The 15,774-nt window shown below is 53.5% G+C and carries 11 protein-coding genes; 3 read left to right on the forward strand and 8 right to left on the reverse strand.

What is annotated here, in order from left to right; genetic code table 11:
- The first annotated feature begins 99 nt into the window (after window positions 1-99).
- Entirely contained in the window at window positions 100-873 is a 774-nt protein-coding gene (pdeH, locus tag FKM52_RS11270; RefSeq protein ID WP_141176278.1) for a cyclic-guanylate-specific phosphodiesterase, read from the forward strand.
- 59 nt (window positions 874-932) lie between these two features.
- Window positions 933-2,990 carry an AsmA family protein gene (locus FKM52_RS11275; RefSeq protein ID WP_141176279.1) on the forward strand — a complete coding sequence of 686 codons (2,058 nt, stop codon included), beginning with the start codon at window positions 933-935 and terminating at the stop codon, window positions 2,988-2,990.
- Window positions 2,991-3,094: 104 nt separating this feature from the next.
- On the opposite strand, the gene FKM52_RS11280 is transcribed toward FKM52_RS11275, so the two are convergent.
- Together FKM52_RS11280 and FKM52_RS22220 are read right to left on the reverse strand one after the other, a co-directional pair.
- A complete protein-coding gene (locus tag FKM52_RS11280; RefSeq protein ID WP_141176280.1) occupies window positions 3,095-3,391 on the reverse strand; it encodes a YwqG family protein in 297 nt (98 codons plus the stop codon).
- Between the two features lie 169 nt (window positions 3,392-3,560).
- Window positions 3,561-3,641: a hypothetical protein gene (locus FKM52_RS22220; RefSeq protein ID WP_425462652.1), complete on the reverse strand. Its 81-nt coding sequence runs from the start codon at window positions 3,639-3,641 to the stop codon at window positions 3,561-3,563.
- A 548-nt stretch (window positions 3,642-4,189) separates the two neighbouring features.
- Here FKM52_RS22220 and FKM52_RS22110 point away from each other — a divergent pair.
- Window positions 4,190-4,321: a hypothetical protein gene (locus FKM52_RS22110; protein WP_281284984.1), complete on the forward strand. Its 132-nt coding sequence runs from the start codon at window positions 4,190-4,192 to the stop codon at window positions 4,319-4,321.
- Between the two features lie 543 nt (window positions 4,322-4,864).
- On the opposite strand, the gene FKM52_RS11290 is transcribed toward FKM52_RS22110, so the two are convergent.
- From FKM52_RS11290 to FKM52_RS11310, 6 genes are all read right to left on the reverse strand, one after another.
- Window positions 4,865-5,761: a leucine-rich repeat domain-containing protein gene (locus tag FKM52_RS11290; protein ID WP_141176281.1), complete on the reverse strand. Its 897-nt coding sequence runs from the start codon at window positions 5,759-5,761 to the stop codon at window positions 4,865-4,867.
- Window positions 5,761-9,903, reverse strand: coding sequence for an RHS repeat-associated core domain-containing protein (locus FKM52_RS11295; RefSeq protein WP_141176282.1), 4,143 nt, complete (start codon window positions 9,901-9,903; stop codon window positions 5,761-5,763). Before FKM52_RS11295 ends, FKM52_RS11290 begins: the two co-directional genes overlap by 1 nt.
- Window positions 9,904-9,925: 22 nt before the next feature.
- On the reverse strand, window positions 9,926-10,054 hold the full coding sequence (locus tag FKM52_RS22115) for a hypothetical protein (RefSeq protein ID WP_280115524.1): 129 nt from the start codon (window positions 10,052-10,054) through the stop codon (window positions 9,926-9,928).
- Entirely contained in the window at window positions 10,051-11,658 is a 1,608-nt protein-coding gene (locus FKM52_RS11300; protein WP_141176283.1) for an ATP-binding protein, read from the reverse strand. The genes FKM52_RS22115 and FKM52_RS11300 overlap by 4 nt, the downstream gene beginning before the upstream one ends.
- Window positions 11,659-11,690: 32 nt before the next feature.
- Window positions 11,691-13,976, reverse strand: coding sequence for a type VI secretion system Vgr family protein (locus FKM52_RS11305; RefSeq protein ID WP_141176284.1), 2,286 nt, complete (start codon window positions 13,974-13,976; stop codon window positions 11,691-11,693).
- A gap of 273 nt (window positions 13,977-14,249) precedes the next feature.
- The gene (locus FKM52_RS11310; RefSeq protein ID WP_141176285.1) at window positions 14,250-15,581 is read right to left on the reverse strand and encodes an MFS transporter; all 1,332 of its coding nucleotides are present in this window, start codon (window positions 15,579-15,581) and stop codon (window positions 14,250-14,252) included.
- Window positions 15,582-15,774: the final 193 nt, after the last annotated feature.

Consider the following 15,774-nt stretch of genomic DNA (forward strand, 5'->3'; position numbering starts at 1 on the left):
CCTGATAAAGTAGGCGGCCTTAACGTGACGTAAGTCCGTAAAGCTTTGCCAACGTGCTGCCCTCAGCTGAAGAGATGGCCTGCTAACCGGGATAAAATTATGCGGTTGAAGAAACTCAGCTATCGGCTTCCTTCCTCCATTGTCTCGCCGCAGCATCAGGAGCCGCAGCGCTACTGGCTGGCGTGCCAGCGTGCTTACACCTTTCAACCGATTTATCAGGTAACGGGACGCCTGATGGCGATCGAGCTGCTGACCGCCGTAACGCATCCCTGCGCGCCGACGCAGCGGATTTCACCGGAGCGTTATTTTGCCGCGCTGAGCGTCAGACAACGCCTGGCGATAATTTACGAGCAGCTGGAACTGCTGGGAAGCCGGGAGCATTTTTTCCTCGATTCCGATCGCGTTGCTTCCGTTAATATTGATGGCCCGACGCTGCTGGCGATCCAGCACCATACGCCGCTGCGCGCGCTGATTGCGCGCCTGCCGTGGGTGCGTTTCGAACTGGTTGAGCACCATATTTTGCCGCAGGAAGAGATGGTGGCGCAGATGCCGGAGCTGGGCGCGCTATGGCTGGACGATTTTGGTTCGGGAATGGCGAATTTTTCCGCGCTGACCGAACTGAATTACGATTACATCAAGCTGGCGCGCGAGCTGTTCGTGCTGCTGCGCGCAAGCGAAGAGGGGCGTAATCTGTTTACTATGCTGCTGGCGCTGATCAATCGCTACTGTAAGGGCGTAATTGTCGAAGGGGTTGAAACCGCCGAAGAGTGGGAGCAGGTACGCCAGTCGTCCGCCTTTGCCGCGCAGGGCTATTTCTTCGCCCGCCCGGCGCCCTTTCATCAGCTCGGCGATCTGCCGCTGCTGCTTCCCTGATGTCGTTTCCGCCGCTCTCTACTATCTTTACCAGATAGATTGCAGGTAAGGAGACGGAGATGTCACGCGCAGGAAAAATTGCCGGCTGGGCGATCGGAATTATATGTTTGCTGTTGGTGGTGATAATTGTCGTTATCGCTACCTTCGACTGGAATCGCCTGAAACCCACCATTAATCAGAAAGTTTCGACGGAGCTGAACCGCCCGTTCGCCATTCGCGGCGACCTCGGCGTTGACTGGACGCGCAACCGCGAAGAGCCGGGCTGGCGCCGCTGGGTGCCCTGGCCGCAGATTCACGCTGAAGATATTGTGCTGGGCAACCCGCCGGATATCCCGGAGGTAACCATGGTGCATCTGCAACGCGCCGATGCCACTATCTCACCGCTGGCGCTGCTGCATAAAGAGATTTTTATCCCCTGGATTAAGCTGCAGCAGCCCGACGCCCGCCTGATCCAGACGGCGGATAAAAAGAATAACTGGACCTTTAACCTCGCTAACAGCGGCGAGGAAGAGGAGCAGAACCAGACGCCGTCCGCCTGGTCGTTTCGGCTGGATAATATTTTGTTCGATCGTGGTCATATTACCTACCGCGATGCGGTGAATAAGGCCAACGTGAAGATGGATGTCGATCCGCTGGGCAAGCCGGTGCCTTACGGACAGGTAGCTGGCGGCGATGATAAGCAGAAGGGCGCGGCGGACTTTGTGTTTGGCTGGCGCGCCAGCGGCACTTACAACGATCAGCAGCTACAGGGCAGCGGCAAGCTGGGCGGTATGCTGTCGCTACGCAGTAAAACCACGCCGTTCCCGGTGCAGGCCGAAGTACGCAACGGCACCACGCGCGTTAATATTACCGGCAGCCTGCAGGATCCGTTGAACCTTGGCGGTCTGGATCTGCGCGTGCGTTTTTCCGGCGATACGCTGGCTAACTTATATGAACTGACCGGCGTGCTGCTGCCCGATACGCCGCCGTATGAAACCGACGGTCATCTGCGGGTAAAATTCCGCGATAAGGGCGGCGCCGTTTTCCACTATCAGAATTTTAATGGACATATCGGCGACAGCGATATCCACGGTTCGCTGACCTATACGCAAGGTAAACCGCGTCCGAAGCTGAGCGGAGAGGTTGAATCACGCCAGCTGCGCATGGCGGATCTCGGTCCGCTGATTGGCGTAAATACCGGTAAAGGCAGCGAGAAAACGGCGAAGGCGAAAGCGCAGCGCGGCGATGCCGCCACGCAGCCGGCCGATCGCGTGCTGCCGCACGATCGCTTTGATACCAAAAACTGGGATGTAATGGATGCCGACGTGAAGTTTAGCGGTAAGCGGATCGAGCACAGCGATTCGCTGCCGTTAAGCGATCTTTATACCCATCTGGAGCTGAAAAACGGCGATCTGTTGCTCGATCCGCTGCGTTTCGGCGTGGCGGGCGGCAATCTCAACGCGACGGTTCGTCTCGAAGGAAGCCGCACGCCGATGCGTGGCCGCGCCGATCTTCACGCGCGTAAGCTGCATCTGCGCCAGCTTTTCCCCGGCGTGGAGGCGATGCAGAACAGCCTGGGGCAGCTGAACGGCGATGCTTCGCTGAACGGCAACGGCAACTCGGTGGCGGATCTGCTGGCGACCAGCAACGGCGAGGTGAAGCTGCTGATGAACGATGGCGTTATCAGCCGCAGCCTGATGGAGATCGTCGGGCTGAACGTCGGCAACTATGTGGTCGGCAAGCTGTTCGGTGATGATGAGGTGCGTATCAACTGCGCGGCGGCGAATCTGGACGTGCGTAACGGGCTGGCGACCTCGCGGCTGTTTGTGTTTGATACCACTAATGCGGTGATCAACCTTTCCGGCAACGTTAACTTCGGCAATGAGCGAATGGATCTCAGTATTGATCCGGAGAGCAAGGGGATACGTATTATCACCCTGCGATCGCCGCTTTACGTGCGCGGCACCTTTAAAAATCCGGACGCCGGGGTGAAAACCGGGCCGCTGCTGGCTCGCGGCGCGGCTGCCGTGGCGCTGGGCGCAGTAGTGACGCCGGCCGCCGCGCTGTTGGCGCTCATCTCGCCCAGCGATAATGAGGATAATCAATGCGTTAACGTGCTGCAGCAGATGAAGAAGTAGTGGCGAAACAGAGGGGAACGCTGCCGCCTGAGTTGCAGGCGGCAGCAGCAAGCCTAACCGTGCCGGGAGAACTTCATTTTTATGCGGCTGCTGTTTAAGCCTGCTTAATAAAATTCGATAAATGATTGGACTTCAATACAATCCAGACAGACGAATACATAAATCATTCCGCAATCTGCAATGCAGTAGTTATCATTAATTGAGTCTAACTGCGCATAAAATGTCATTTGTTCACCACACTCTGGACAATCAGGCCAGATACCGCCCTGAATAAAATCGGGAGTGCCGCCTAATTTATGACGAGAGCCAATTGGTTCAGGCGCCTTTTTAAATTTAGGTAAGGCTTCAGCCTTTTTAGTCAGAGGATGAGGTATCAGCTGGAAAGGTGGAATTTTTTTCATTAATTTACTTCCTGTGTAGGTAGATATCTGCCTAACTAAATCCTGAGATAACTATTAATTTATTTTCGATGAAAAGCCAGGTTCTGGCGCACGGCTACTACAAAACTATTATTAATAGCAGCGGGGCAGTTCAGGCAAGTGAAATTTATTGCGTACTGATAAAAAAGGGTTATACCGGATAATCCGCTGGGTTCCGGCGGATAAAACTGTCGCCGTGTGGATTGTAGTACCGGTAGCGGCTGTAGTGCAAACCGGTCTCTTTATCATCATGCTGCTTCTGATAACGCAGTGAATGGCCGTTGAGGTGGGGCTGCTTGCCGGGCAGGGTGCCGCCGTCCTGCCAGAATCAGGTAATTTCACTCAGATTGATAGTTTGCTTTTAAATAATTAATCGATCCGGTCTGGCGCTTAAATCTGTTATTTTTTTAGCTAATAATATTTTTATCAGGCGAATAGAAAAAATATATCTACATAGATTGTATATGTATAATAAAAAAATCATCTTCTTTACGATGAAAATGTTTTTATTTGGATGTGCCTTATTCCATTTTCACAGTAAGGTCTATGTCTTTTATATACAAATGCTTCGTCATGGTAAATTCCACCGTAGAAATAGCTTTTGTGAAATTAATCCTCTCTTTGATTATTAATAAGAGGCTTCTCAGATAAAATGTCCATTTAATACCAAATACACAGGATAGAATAAAGAAATACTCTGGTAAATTGATTTTTTTAAAAGAGAGAAGGTTTTCTGATGTCATGAATGGAATAGTTATAAAGTACGCACAGAAACCTATCATGTCTGGTTCTCTTTACTTTTCTCCACAGGATAAAAACTATTTCACCGACTTTGTTATGGATATGATTTTGCCTGAAAAATTATTTTGTGTAATATCTTCTTCTTTTGAAGAGAAAGAGTTGTTTTTTTAATTCAACAGAATATGTTTCGTCGCTATATCCAACAATTTCATGGGCGTCTTATAAGATATTCTATAGGAAATTATTTCCCACATCATTTTTTATTTTTTTTAAGATCATTCAAGCTTTCACCTGTTTAGTATATTTCCTAAGGGCGTCTTTTATTTCATTATTTAGAATAGACTGAAATTATTTAATTTATTTTAGTATAATAATTTCCTCAATTAGCTCTTCGTTACGTCCCCTCCCTTAACTATTATAACCTAGATAGTTACCATGAAATGGTCTGTCTAACTTTATCAATTCATTGATGAATTTTTAAATGCCTTGTGAAAATTCTCAGAAATTAAATTTAGTAAAGCTTGCTAATAACTTTATCCTTGAGGATACGGTTTATTGCACCGATGTTAATATTTTTTTATTTTCCTAAAATTATTGACGGGAATTTACACTGCAATTAACGAAAAGTATTGATGTATAAATATATTATTTTCTCAAGCCAGGATTGTATTATTTATGAGTTTTCCTAAATCTTATTTCCAGTTTATATCCAGGTCATGCAGATAGTCTTCGGCGAGCAATAATTTCATTTACTTCTTGCTGCGTGTGTGTGTAATGCTTTTTATTTGGATAGAAAGTTATTCTTTCAATATGGGGTATTTCCAAGGCTAAAGCAATATTGCCATCAATCAGTTCATCGAATCCAACTGTTTTTAAGTTCGGCATGTAACGGATAAAGTCAAGGGAATCGACCCTGTTTAATCCAAGCTGTTCTATAGAACAATTACCTTTTAAGCATGAAAAGTTAACCATTTGCTTGCTATTTATAATAAAAACTCCATTGAGCTTTTTTAACGCATCTATTCCTGATAAATTTAGCAGCTTCGTACATCTTATTAAATGTAATTTTTCTAAATTTTCACAACCAGATAAGCCATCTAAGCTTCTGATTTGTGATTGTGTTATTTTTAATTCCCGCAAATTAGGGAAGTCTCCGAAGAAACCAAAATCATTAGTATTTAAATGCCATAACCAAAGGTTTCTTAAATTAGTTAGCGCGCTAAAGTTAGAAAATTTCTTTGAATATGTTGCTGTTAAATTAGTTAGCTTGCTGAAGCGATTAAAATCTATTGAGATACCCTTAACATGTATTGTTAAAGAGGTTAGTTTAGATAGTGCATAAAGTGGAGAGAAATCCTGATCTGGTGAAAACTTTATATTAGGGCCGATAGCCAACTCATCTATACTCCTAACCCTGTCAAGGAGAGAAAAATCAATGTTTACCTGTTGAGTTTGAGAAAATGAGTCTGCTTTTAAATAAAAACCATTACAATTTAACTGAGTGGCTAAAAAAACCCCTTCAAGATATTTATTATGTTCGGCGCTAATAATTCTACGCCCATCTTTATTTATAAAGTTTATTCCCTCTGGGAAATCATCTTTTTTCATCATTAACATCCTCCACTTTTCTTTGAATTCTTGGCTCTTGCTTTTTTATCTGCTTGAAATTTTGCTTCAAGTGCATTTGCATTTTCGTTTACTTGAGATTTCATATTTGAATTTGCAGCAGACTTTTTCAATCCTGGTGAATTAATTTCATTCAATAAATTTGGATTTGTTCCAAAATTATTTCTTTGCATAATTTCATTTTCAACCATAAACCCCATATCATTTGATTGGAAATCTATATGTGCTTGCCCAACCACTTTAGGTGTAGGGGAACCGGGAGGTAACGAACGTGTAACTTGTGCTAGTCTCTCTTTAATCGAATCGTTCATTCTTTTCAATGTTCCCTTACCGATATATTTATCCCCTGTGTCGAATTCAAAAATATAAGCACCGGTTAACCCCAGCGGATCGATCCAGCTAATCGGATTCGGCGCATACTGATAAACATTCACCCCGCCCAACAGCCCTATCGGGTCCTGGCTGATAAAGCTGCCGCTGTGTGGATTGTAGTACCGGTAACGGTTGTAGTGCAAACCGGTCTCTTTATCATAATATTGTCCCTGAAAGCGCAGCGGGTTATGCACCTGCTGCGTCAGGCGTTTTACTCCGCCCCAGGCATGGTAGTGCGCCTCCCAGGTGATATTGCCGTCGCCGTCGGTCAGGCGCAGCGGGCAGCCGTTGAGGTCGTTGTGATAATAGTGGATGCGCGCATCGGGCTGCGTGCGGTCGGGCAGCAGGGCGAAGGGAATAAAGCTGCCGGGCCGGTAAACGTACTCCTGCATGGCAGGCCAGAGCGCGCGCGCCGCCAGCCTGCGCTGTGCGCTGGCTTTAGCGTCGTCAGGGTCAGCGGCGGCGGTGTCCGGCAGGCCGGGCGTGCTGTTGGGGCGAGTCACCTCGCCAAGCAGGGCGTCGCCGTCCCACCAGAACCAGGTGGTTTCCTGCGCGTTGCGCTTGAACACCCGCCGCCCGGCGGCATCATAGCCATATTCGGTGGTGTGATGCTTATCGCGCGAGCCGCGCAGGCGTTGGTTGCCGTCCCAGCGCAGCTGGCGATGGTTGCCGTCTCGGTCGCTTTGCCGGCGCAGATTGCCCGCGCGGTCAAACAGGTAGCGCACGCCGTGCAGCTCGCCTTCGCGCCACCAGCCCTGCGGGGTATCATCCTGCGCCCGTATCTGCGTCAGCAGCTGGTTGCCGGCGGCATCCTGGATAAAACGGGTGACGCGCCCTTCCGGACAGGTGTGAGCCAGCAGCCGTCCCACCGGATCATAGCTGAAGTATTCGTGTCCCAGCCGGCTGTCGCTGCGCTCTTCCGGATTGCCGTTGCGGTCGTAACGGTAGCCGGTACTGAACAGTCCGGCGTCGTTACGGCTGACCGCCTGGGAAACCAGCCGGTCGCGTGCGTCATAGCGGTAGCGACGGCTCAGCGTTTCGCCCAGCGTTTCGTCCTGTAGTCTGCCGCAGGCGTCATAGGCAAAGCGGCTGGTTTCGCCGTCCAGCGTGACGGCGACGGGCTGCCCGCGCTGGTTATAGCGCCACTCCGTTCGGTGACCGGCATCGCTGTGCCGGCTGATGCAGTTGCCTGCGGCATCGTAGCGCCAGTAGATGCCCAGTCCGTCCTGGCGTTCCTCCGTGAGGCGGCCTGCAGCATCATATTTGCGCGTAACTTCGCGCCAGGGATTAAGCAGCGCCGTCACGCGGCCGCAGCGGTCATAGCGGAAACGCTCTTTCAGCGTCTGCTCTCCGTCCCGGTAGCGCTTCTCGGTCAGCCTGCCCATGCGGTCGTGGCGGTATTCGGTGAGCTGCCCCAGCGCGTCGCTGCGTGCAACAAGATTGCCCGCCTCATCGTAGCGATAGCGGGTCTGCTGACCATAATAATCTTCGGTTTGTATTATTCTGCCCGCCCCGTCGCGCCGCAGCCGGTAACGCTGGCCCAGTTCGTTTACCACCGCCGTCAGCTGCTCTTCGCTGTCATATTCACAGCGCACCGTTTTACCGTCCGGCGTGGTGCGGCTGGTCAGCACGCCCATGCCGCTGTAGCTGAGCCGGGTTTCGCCGTTCAGCTCGTCCACATGGCGGCTGGGATTATCACAGGCGTCCCAGCCCAGCGTCTGCACGCTGCCGTCCTCCGACTGCCAGCGGATCAGTCGTCCTTTGGCGTCGTAATCCCAGCTGCAGTGGCGGCCCATGGCGTCGGTACGCTGGCGCAGCAGGCCACGGCTGTCGTAGCGGAACGTGGTGCGTGCGCCTTCGCCGTCGGTGTGGCTGCGTAAGAAGCCGTAACCATCGTATTCCAGCTGCGTTTCGCATCCGGCCGGATCCATGCTGAAGATAAGATCGCCGAAATCGTTGTAGCGGTAGATGGCGATCTGCCCCAGCTCATCGGTCTGGCTGATGAGCTGGCCGTCGCGGCTCCATTCATACAACCTGCTGGCGCCTTCTTCATCGGTCTCTTTTATCAGGCGGTTATCAAGCCAGACGTAAAGGCGCCTGCTGCGATCGGGATGGGTCAGGGTACAGAGATTGCCGGCATCGTCCCATTCAAAACGGGTTTCGCGGCGTGCGGCATCCACCTGGCTGACGGGACGCCCGACTTCGTCGTAGCGATAGCGCGTGGCGCTTCCTTCAGGATTGATCTCACAGATCGGTAGCCGATCTGCATCAAACTGGATCTGCGTGCGGTTGCCCAGCGAGTCGGTAATTTCCACTTCGTTGAGCAGATCGTGATACACAAAGCGATAATCGTACAGCCCGTCATCGCCCCAGGAATGGCAGACTCTTTGCTGTTCATCGTACTGATAGTGAAAGGTCAGGCCGCTGCGCAGGCTATGACTGATCATTTTTCCCTGCTGCCAGCCGTAGCGCCGGCACAGGCCGACCGCATCCTCTTCGGCTACCAGCTGGCCGCGATCGTCATAGTGATAGCGCGTCAGGGGCAGGTTGCACTGGCTGTCTTCATCACTGAAGGTCAGCGCCGTCAGGCGATGGTTCTGCCACTGTGCCTGTAGCGTTCGTCTCCGCTGGCCTGCGGCATCCCACTCTACCAGCTGTTGTAGTTCTCCATTGCGGCGTACAAACTGCCAGCGGTTACCAACCAGATCGCTTATCGCCTCCAGCAGCATCGGCTTTTGCGGCAGCGGCTGTGTGGCGGGATAGCGAAAGTAATAACGTTTCCCTTCTTTGGTTTCCACCACCAGCTGGTTGCTGTCCGTTTCCGCTATCTGCCAGACCACGGCACCGTCCACCAGCTCCATCACGGCATGTTCACGCCCTGGCGCGGCGGGAAAGCCGGGAAAGACGGTCAGGGTCAGCGCTTCGTGAAAGAAAAGCGCATCCAGTTGCGCATCGTAGCTAAGCTGTATATCCGCCGGCGTTTGCCAGCCTTCGCCGCATGACGGGGCGAGCAGCGTAACCGGAGAAAGAGAGGAGCGATAATAGCGCGTCCACTCCAGCGGCAGCCGGCCCGGCAATTCGAAATCCTGATGCTCAATGAGCACGCTACCGTCACGAACATCTACCGGATCGCCGAAAACCCACCGACATATCCATGAGTTTTCGCAGTTCATATTAGGCAAGATCTTTTTACGTAGCGCTTTGGCCGGACCGGAGCGGATCAGTTTCTTCAAACCCCACAACCCCGCCTTCATCGCCATCGCAACCAGATTGATGGTTGAGGGGCCGCCCACTTCCACGCCGTTAGGCAGCGCAAGGTTCAGCGCCAGCGGCAGTTCGAGGGAGAGGGGTTTCGGCTTTGTCGCCTTTTTCAGGCGAAACGGGGGAACAAGGCCAACAATATTACAGTCCAGCACCGGTTCTGAAAAACGGGACATGGGATCACCGTCAGCAATAACGGTTTTACTGCCCATAAAGATTTCGTCAGTGATTTGCGGCCCGGCGGTCATTTCCGCTACCGGTATCCATGAACCGCCTACCGGTATATGTATGCCCATTCCGCCGGTGCCTGCCGTACCCCGGCGTAGCCAGTTAATGGTTACCGTGCTGCCGATAATGGGAATATAATCAAAAGGATCGAATACCGCCGCGATACGCGGCGTGGGGAGCGGCACCGGCGTGGGAGAGGGCGGGATCAGATAGGTATGAACATCAACGCCCAGTTGCGGATCGGTATGGCAGGTTGAGTGGGGCATCTTTTCTTCCCTGAACAGAGGCTCAGATAATTCTTCTCAGCGCATTTAAAAACGATCTGGCTTCATTGCCATATTCTTCACCCATGCAGCTCACCAGAATCATCATTACGACAATGGCGCCGCCGATAATCACTAATCGCTTCTTTGTCATAAAACTTCCTTTAATTCGCTGGCCGGCATTTCCGTCTGTAGCAGCTGCTCGGTTGATTTTGGCTCCGGCGTCATAAATGACAGCGGCGCATCCCATTCAGCTGGCTCTTTATCCAGCGGATGGGCGATATCGGGGATGCCGCTCCAGTTAGGCGCCAGCAGTTCGCGTCCGGCAAAGATAATGCGCTGGAATGGAATACTGGCCTGACGTATCAGTGATTCCCGCTGCTCACAGCAGTGCAGAAACGCCTGTTCCATCGCCTGCTCCATCCGCTGCTGCAGCCGGGCGGTTTTTTCCGGCGCCGGATATTTTCCCAGCGCCAGCGCCTCTTTTTCGGCCTTACGCTGTATATCCGTCAGCTGGTTGCAGTACGCCTGGGCTTTTTTTTCCAGCGCCTCAGCTCTGGCTTTATCCTGCATGGTCAGCAGCGCATGCAGCGTGATGCCGAGCGTGGAAAACTTACGCTCCGCCAGCGGGAGCTGCGTCGCCGCCCGTATCGCTTCGGTATAGAACTTTGTCGCCAGCGTGGTATGGCCTTTGCGCTGATAGCAAAAGCCCGCCATGCGGTAACCTTCGATAACATATAGCGGATGCGGTACGCGCTGCGCCTCGGCGGCGGCGCGCGCGTAAACCTCAGCGGCCTGCTCATAGCGCCTGGCGGTAAACCAGGCGCCTGCTTCGCCAAATAAACTTTGCGTAATTAGCTGGTGTTTAATCGCCGGCTGTTCGATCTGCACCGCTCGCTCCGCCGCCAGCCGGTAGGACTGTACCGCCCTGGGGATATCCTGCCCCTTAAGCCAGGCGCCGGCGATAATGCTGTGCATAACCACCTGCTGTTCCGGCCATCCTTTTTGCTGCGCCAGCTCCAGCGCGCGCTGCGCGCGCTCGGTAACCTGCTGCGGCGTGCCGCGTTGCAGCAGTACCATACTGTCGGTCATATAGCGACGATAGAGAAAAGTCTCGTTATCCTCGGTGCTCTGGCTGGCCACTTCTGTTATCAGCGTATGCTGCTGGAGATCGGGTATCAGCTTTTGTATGTCGTGCGGCCGGGCTTTTTCCAGCGGACGCCAGCATGGATTGCTGTGGCTGTGAAGCAGCATAAATCGCAGATTGGCGGGCCAGCTGCTCTGCAGCGCCAGGTCAATCCACTGTTGCCAGGAGCTATGCAGGCTGACGGCGTCGGGTGAAAGGGCTACCACAAGGTAACGGAACTGCGCCTGATAGTAGTGGGCAAAAGAGGATAACGCGGCCATAAAGCCATCAACCGAATCGCATTCCGCCAGCGGCGGGTAGCGCCAGTCTGTCGCCAGCTGTTGCTCAGCCAGCGCTTCTTTGCTGTGTTGATAGTTTTCCAGCAGCTCATGGCGTAGCGCGCGGCTGTAGCCAAACAGCGTATCGAACGGCGCGCGAAAAGTGATAAACAGGTCAGGGAGATCGTATTCCGTTTCTTGCTGCTGCAGCGCCGTAAAGGCCTGGATAAGCGACTTCGCATCATCTTCCACTTCCCAGAGAAAAATGCGGGCGTCACGGCCGCTCTGCTCCAGCCACAGCCGATGTAAAATCGCCATCCGTCGTTCAACCGGATTTCTTTCTACCGTCGCCATAAAAGGGTTCCCTGAGGCATTGATTCACTTCCCTATGCGTTCAGCTTAATTTTTTTACCGTCCATCGATATGCCGCTTCCATCAATGACGATGACCGACCCGCTGGCCTTAATAGATATTTCACCGCTTTTAATAGTGATACCGGTACCACCTACTTCCAGGGTAATGCTACCGCTGGCGCTTTCGCTAAGATTACCGTTGACGGTGCGGGTATCTTCTCCGGTAACCGTTAAATTACGGCCCGCCTGTAGCGTTACTTCCTGCGGACCAAGCACCGTAAACTTATGCTTAGCTTTAAAGGTTTCCTGAACCACACCGTTAACGGTAGTTTCTTCCGCGCCGGTAATGATCTTGGTGCGCTTGCCGGTAACGTCCAGCTTTTCCTCGCCTTTAACGATAGCCGTCCTGTTACTGATTACGGTGGTCTCCTGATTACCCTTTACCTTAATCTCCTGGTTGCCTTTCACCGCCACTTCGCGCTTACCATCCACCGCTAACCGGTCATCAATCTTCACGTTGCGCGTGCGGTTCTTTTGTACGGTGATGGTTTCATCGCCTTCCACCGTCGCTTTCCGGTCTTGTTTGATAGCGATGGTCTCTTTGCCGCTGACCTGCTCGTTACGGTTACCGCTAATTTCCAGCGTTTCGTTACCGGCAACCTTTTCGCTGCGGTTACCGGCGATGGTAATGGTTTCGTTGCCGTTAACGGTTTCGGTGCGATCCTGCTCAATGGTGGAGGTTTCATTCCCGGCGACGTTTTTCGTGCGGTTGCTGCCGACGGCATGGGATTCATCGTTTTTAACGTTGGTATCCATATTGCGTTCGGCCTGAATGAATACCTGCTCGGCTCCCGCTTTGTCTTCAAAGCGCAGCATATTGGCGTTGCCCGGCGTGCCGTCTTTGGTGCGGCTCATAAATCCCATCTGCGTTGCCGCCGCCGGCAGCGACCAGGGAGGCATGCTGGCTTCGTTATAAACGCGCCCGGTGATGATCGGACGATCCGGATCGCCGTTGATGAAATCGACGATAACCTCATCGCCCACGCGTGGGATCTGCACGCCGCCGTAGCCCTGGCCGGCCCAGGCGCTGGAAACGCGTATCCAGCAGGAGCTGGTATCATCCCCTTTAGCTTCGCGATCCCAGTGGAATTTCACCTTTACCCGGCCAAAGCGGTCGGTCCAGATCGATTCGCCGGCCGGTCCCACCACCCTCGCCGTTTGCGGGCCGTAGGTACGCGGCCACTGCGTTTTCGCTTCAGGGCGGAACGGAATATCCGCCGGCAGCGCGGTGAAATTAAGCTGATGGATTGAGGTGCCGCCGCTGCCGCTGGCGTAGGGGTTTTCTTCAAGCTGGTAGTCAACGGCGGTAATCAGATAGTCGCGGTTATCACTAAGCACCGGCGCGTTAATCAGCGTAAAGGTATAGCCGGGGCAGATGCCGATAGCCGTGGCGGTAGCATGAATCTGCATATGATCGACCGCCCAGCGCTGCTGGCGAATGCGGGCATAAAATTCGCCGTGCCCGTGCTCTACATAACGTCCCGGCCAGTCGTAAACGTCGATATTGCCCGGCTTTGGCGAGGCCGGGTTCTGCCTGGCCTGCAGCAGCCAGGCGTGCGGCTTACGAAAATCGTAGTCGTCAACGCTGTAAAGGCCCGGCGTGACGCGCATTTCCGGCTGCCAGCGGGAAACGCCCTCCGCGTCCGCCACGCCGCCGGTGGCGGTCTGATAATAGGGAATCGCTTCATAAGCGGAGAAGGGCTTATGCGCATCGGGGCCGTCGGTTAACACCAGCGTATGGTTGCCGTCTTCATGGCGGAAGAAATAGCTGATGCCCTCCAGCTCCATCAGGCGGCTGATAAATTCCAGGCTGCTTTCCTGATACTGCACGCAATATTCCCAGCTGCGGTAGTTGCCGGTCAGGCGATCTTCCACGTTAACCTGGTACTCGCTCAGCAGGGTTTTAACGATCAGCGGTACGGTGGTTTCCTGAAAGATGCGCAGATTGCGATCGCGCTTCATCGGCCACAGATCTGATTCCAGCGTCAGGGCGTAAGAGGTATAGCGGGTGCCGTCCAGCTCCTGCGAGCCTACCACGACGCGGGTAATTTTGCCGTTCAGCCAGCGGAATGACGCGCTGTGCTGCAGCGGGATTTGAAGGGTGAGCGGCTGTCCCAGCAGGGTGGCGTTGTCAATGCGCGGATGAGAGCTGAGTAACGTTACGTTAAGGCTGAAAGATTCAGACAGCGCTTCGCGTCCGGACAGCTTCCAGAATAGTAACTCTTCTGCCGGAGAGCGGGCGATAATTCGGTTAAGCATAATTTATCATCCATGAACAGCGCACAGCATTTTCTGTATATTTTCCGATTAGTACAGCCGGAAAGAACGAGGGTCAATTAAGCAATGCTAAACAATAAATTGCCGGAAAGCGTAGGTGGTTTTTTCCTGGAACGAAAAAAGGCGCCATCAAGGCGCCTGCGGTAGATGAATAAATTCTCTTGCGGAGCGGCGATTGCGCACTGCAAGCAAAGCGGCATCCATGCCGGCCGCGTTATTCGCGACGCCTGGCCTTCTGCCGGCTATGTCAGCGCATCAGACTTCGTACAGCGTCTGATGGCGGGTCTCTTTACAGGCGAGCAGCGCCAGCAACGTCAGCAGCGCCATCGCTGCCAGATAAAGCCCCACGGCGAACAGCCCGTAGTGTGCGTTAAGCCAGGCCGCAATATAGGGCGCGACCGAGGCGCCGAGGATCGACGACAGATTGTAAGAGAACGACGCGCCGGTATAGCGCACCTCTGTGGGAAACAGCTCCGGCAGCAGCGCGCCCATCGGGCCGAAGGTCAGCCCCATAATGCTCAGGCCGATCAGCAGGAACAGCATCATCATTGCCTGGCTGCCGGAGGCCATTAGCGTAGGGAACAGCAGGGCAAACAGCATAATCCCCAGCGTGATCGCAATCATGGTCTTACGGCGTCCGAAGCGGTCAGCCAGCAGGCCGGCAACCGGCACCATCGCGCCGAAGCCGATCACCGCCACCATCAGCATCCACAGCAGGCTGTTGCGTGAGAAGCCAAGGCCGGCGGGCGCCGGCGCGGTGCCGTAGCTCATCGAGTAAACGGTCATGATATAGAACAGCGTGTAGGTCGCCAGCATAATAAAGGTGCCGAGAATCGTCGCGCCCAGATGCTTGCTCAGCAGGGTGCCGATCGGCACGCGCACCTGCTTTTTCTCTTTCTGTACCTTAGCGAAGACCGGACTTTCATGCAGCGAAACGCGCACGTAGAGGCCGATAATTACCAGCACGGCGGAGAGAATAAAAGGCACGCGCCAGCCCCAGCTCATAAACTGCGCGTCGGTCAGCAGCCAGGAGAGCAGCAAAAATGTGCCGTTGGCGAAGAAGAAGCCGATGGGTGCGCCAAGCTGCGGGAACGAGCCGTACAGCGCGCGTTTTTTCGCCGGCGCGTTTTCCGTCGCCAGCAACGCCGCGCCGCCCCATTCGCCGCCGAGGCCCAGCCCCTGACCGAAACGCGCCAGCGCCAGCAGCAGCGGCGCAAAAACGCCGATGGCGTCGTAGCCCGGCAGCAGGCCGATGAGCACCGTTGAAATACCCATCGTCAGTAACGAGGCAACCAGCGTCGCTTTACGCCCGACGCGATCGCCGAAATGTCCGAAAAGCGCTGAACCTATGGGGCGGGCGACAAAAGCGATGGCGAAGGTGGCCAGCGACTGTAGCGTGGCGACGGTGGCATCGCCCTGCGGAAAGAAAATATGCGGAAAGACGATCACGGCGGCGGTGGCATAGATATAAAAATCGAAAAATTCGATGGCGGTGCCAACCAGCGAGGCGATGACGACTTTACCGCGCGAGTTAACCGGCGCGGCGGCGGTTTCTGTGTCGATTGTTGGTGCGATGGTTGCTTGCATAATTGTTTCTTATTTGTAAACCGAACAAAGAATCTTACGCACAGCTTTCAGCAGGTTCAATGGTGAAAAGCCGCGTCAGCGCTGGGCTGAGCGCATGAAAAGTGGATAATTTTTAACAAAAAAGCTTTACTGGCGGATGGCAGGGGAAACGGCCTGTTTTCTGGCGGGAATCACTGCAAAACGGGAAAATAAA

Source organism: Mixta tenebrionis (genome assembly GCF_006517625.1).
In the GTDB taxonomy this organism is placed as follows: domain Bacteria; phylum Pseudomonadota; class Gammaproteobacteria; order Enterobacterales; family Enterobacteriaceae; genus Mixta; species Mixta tenebrionis.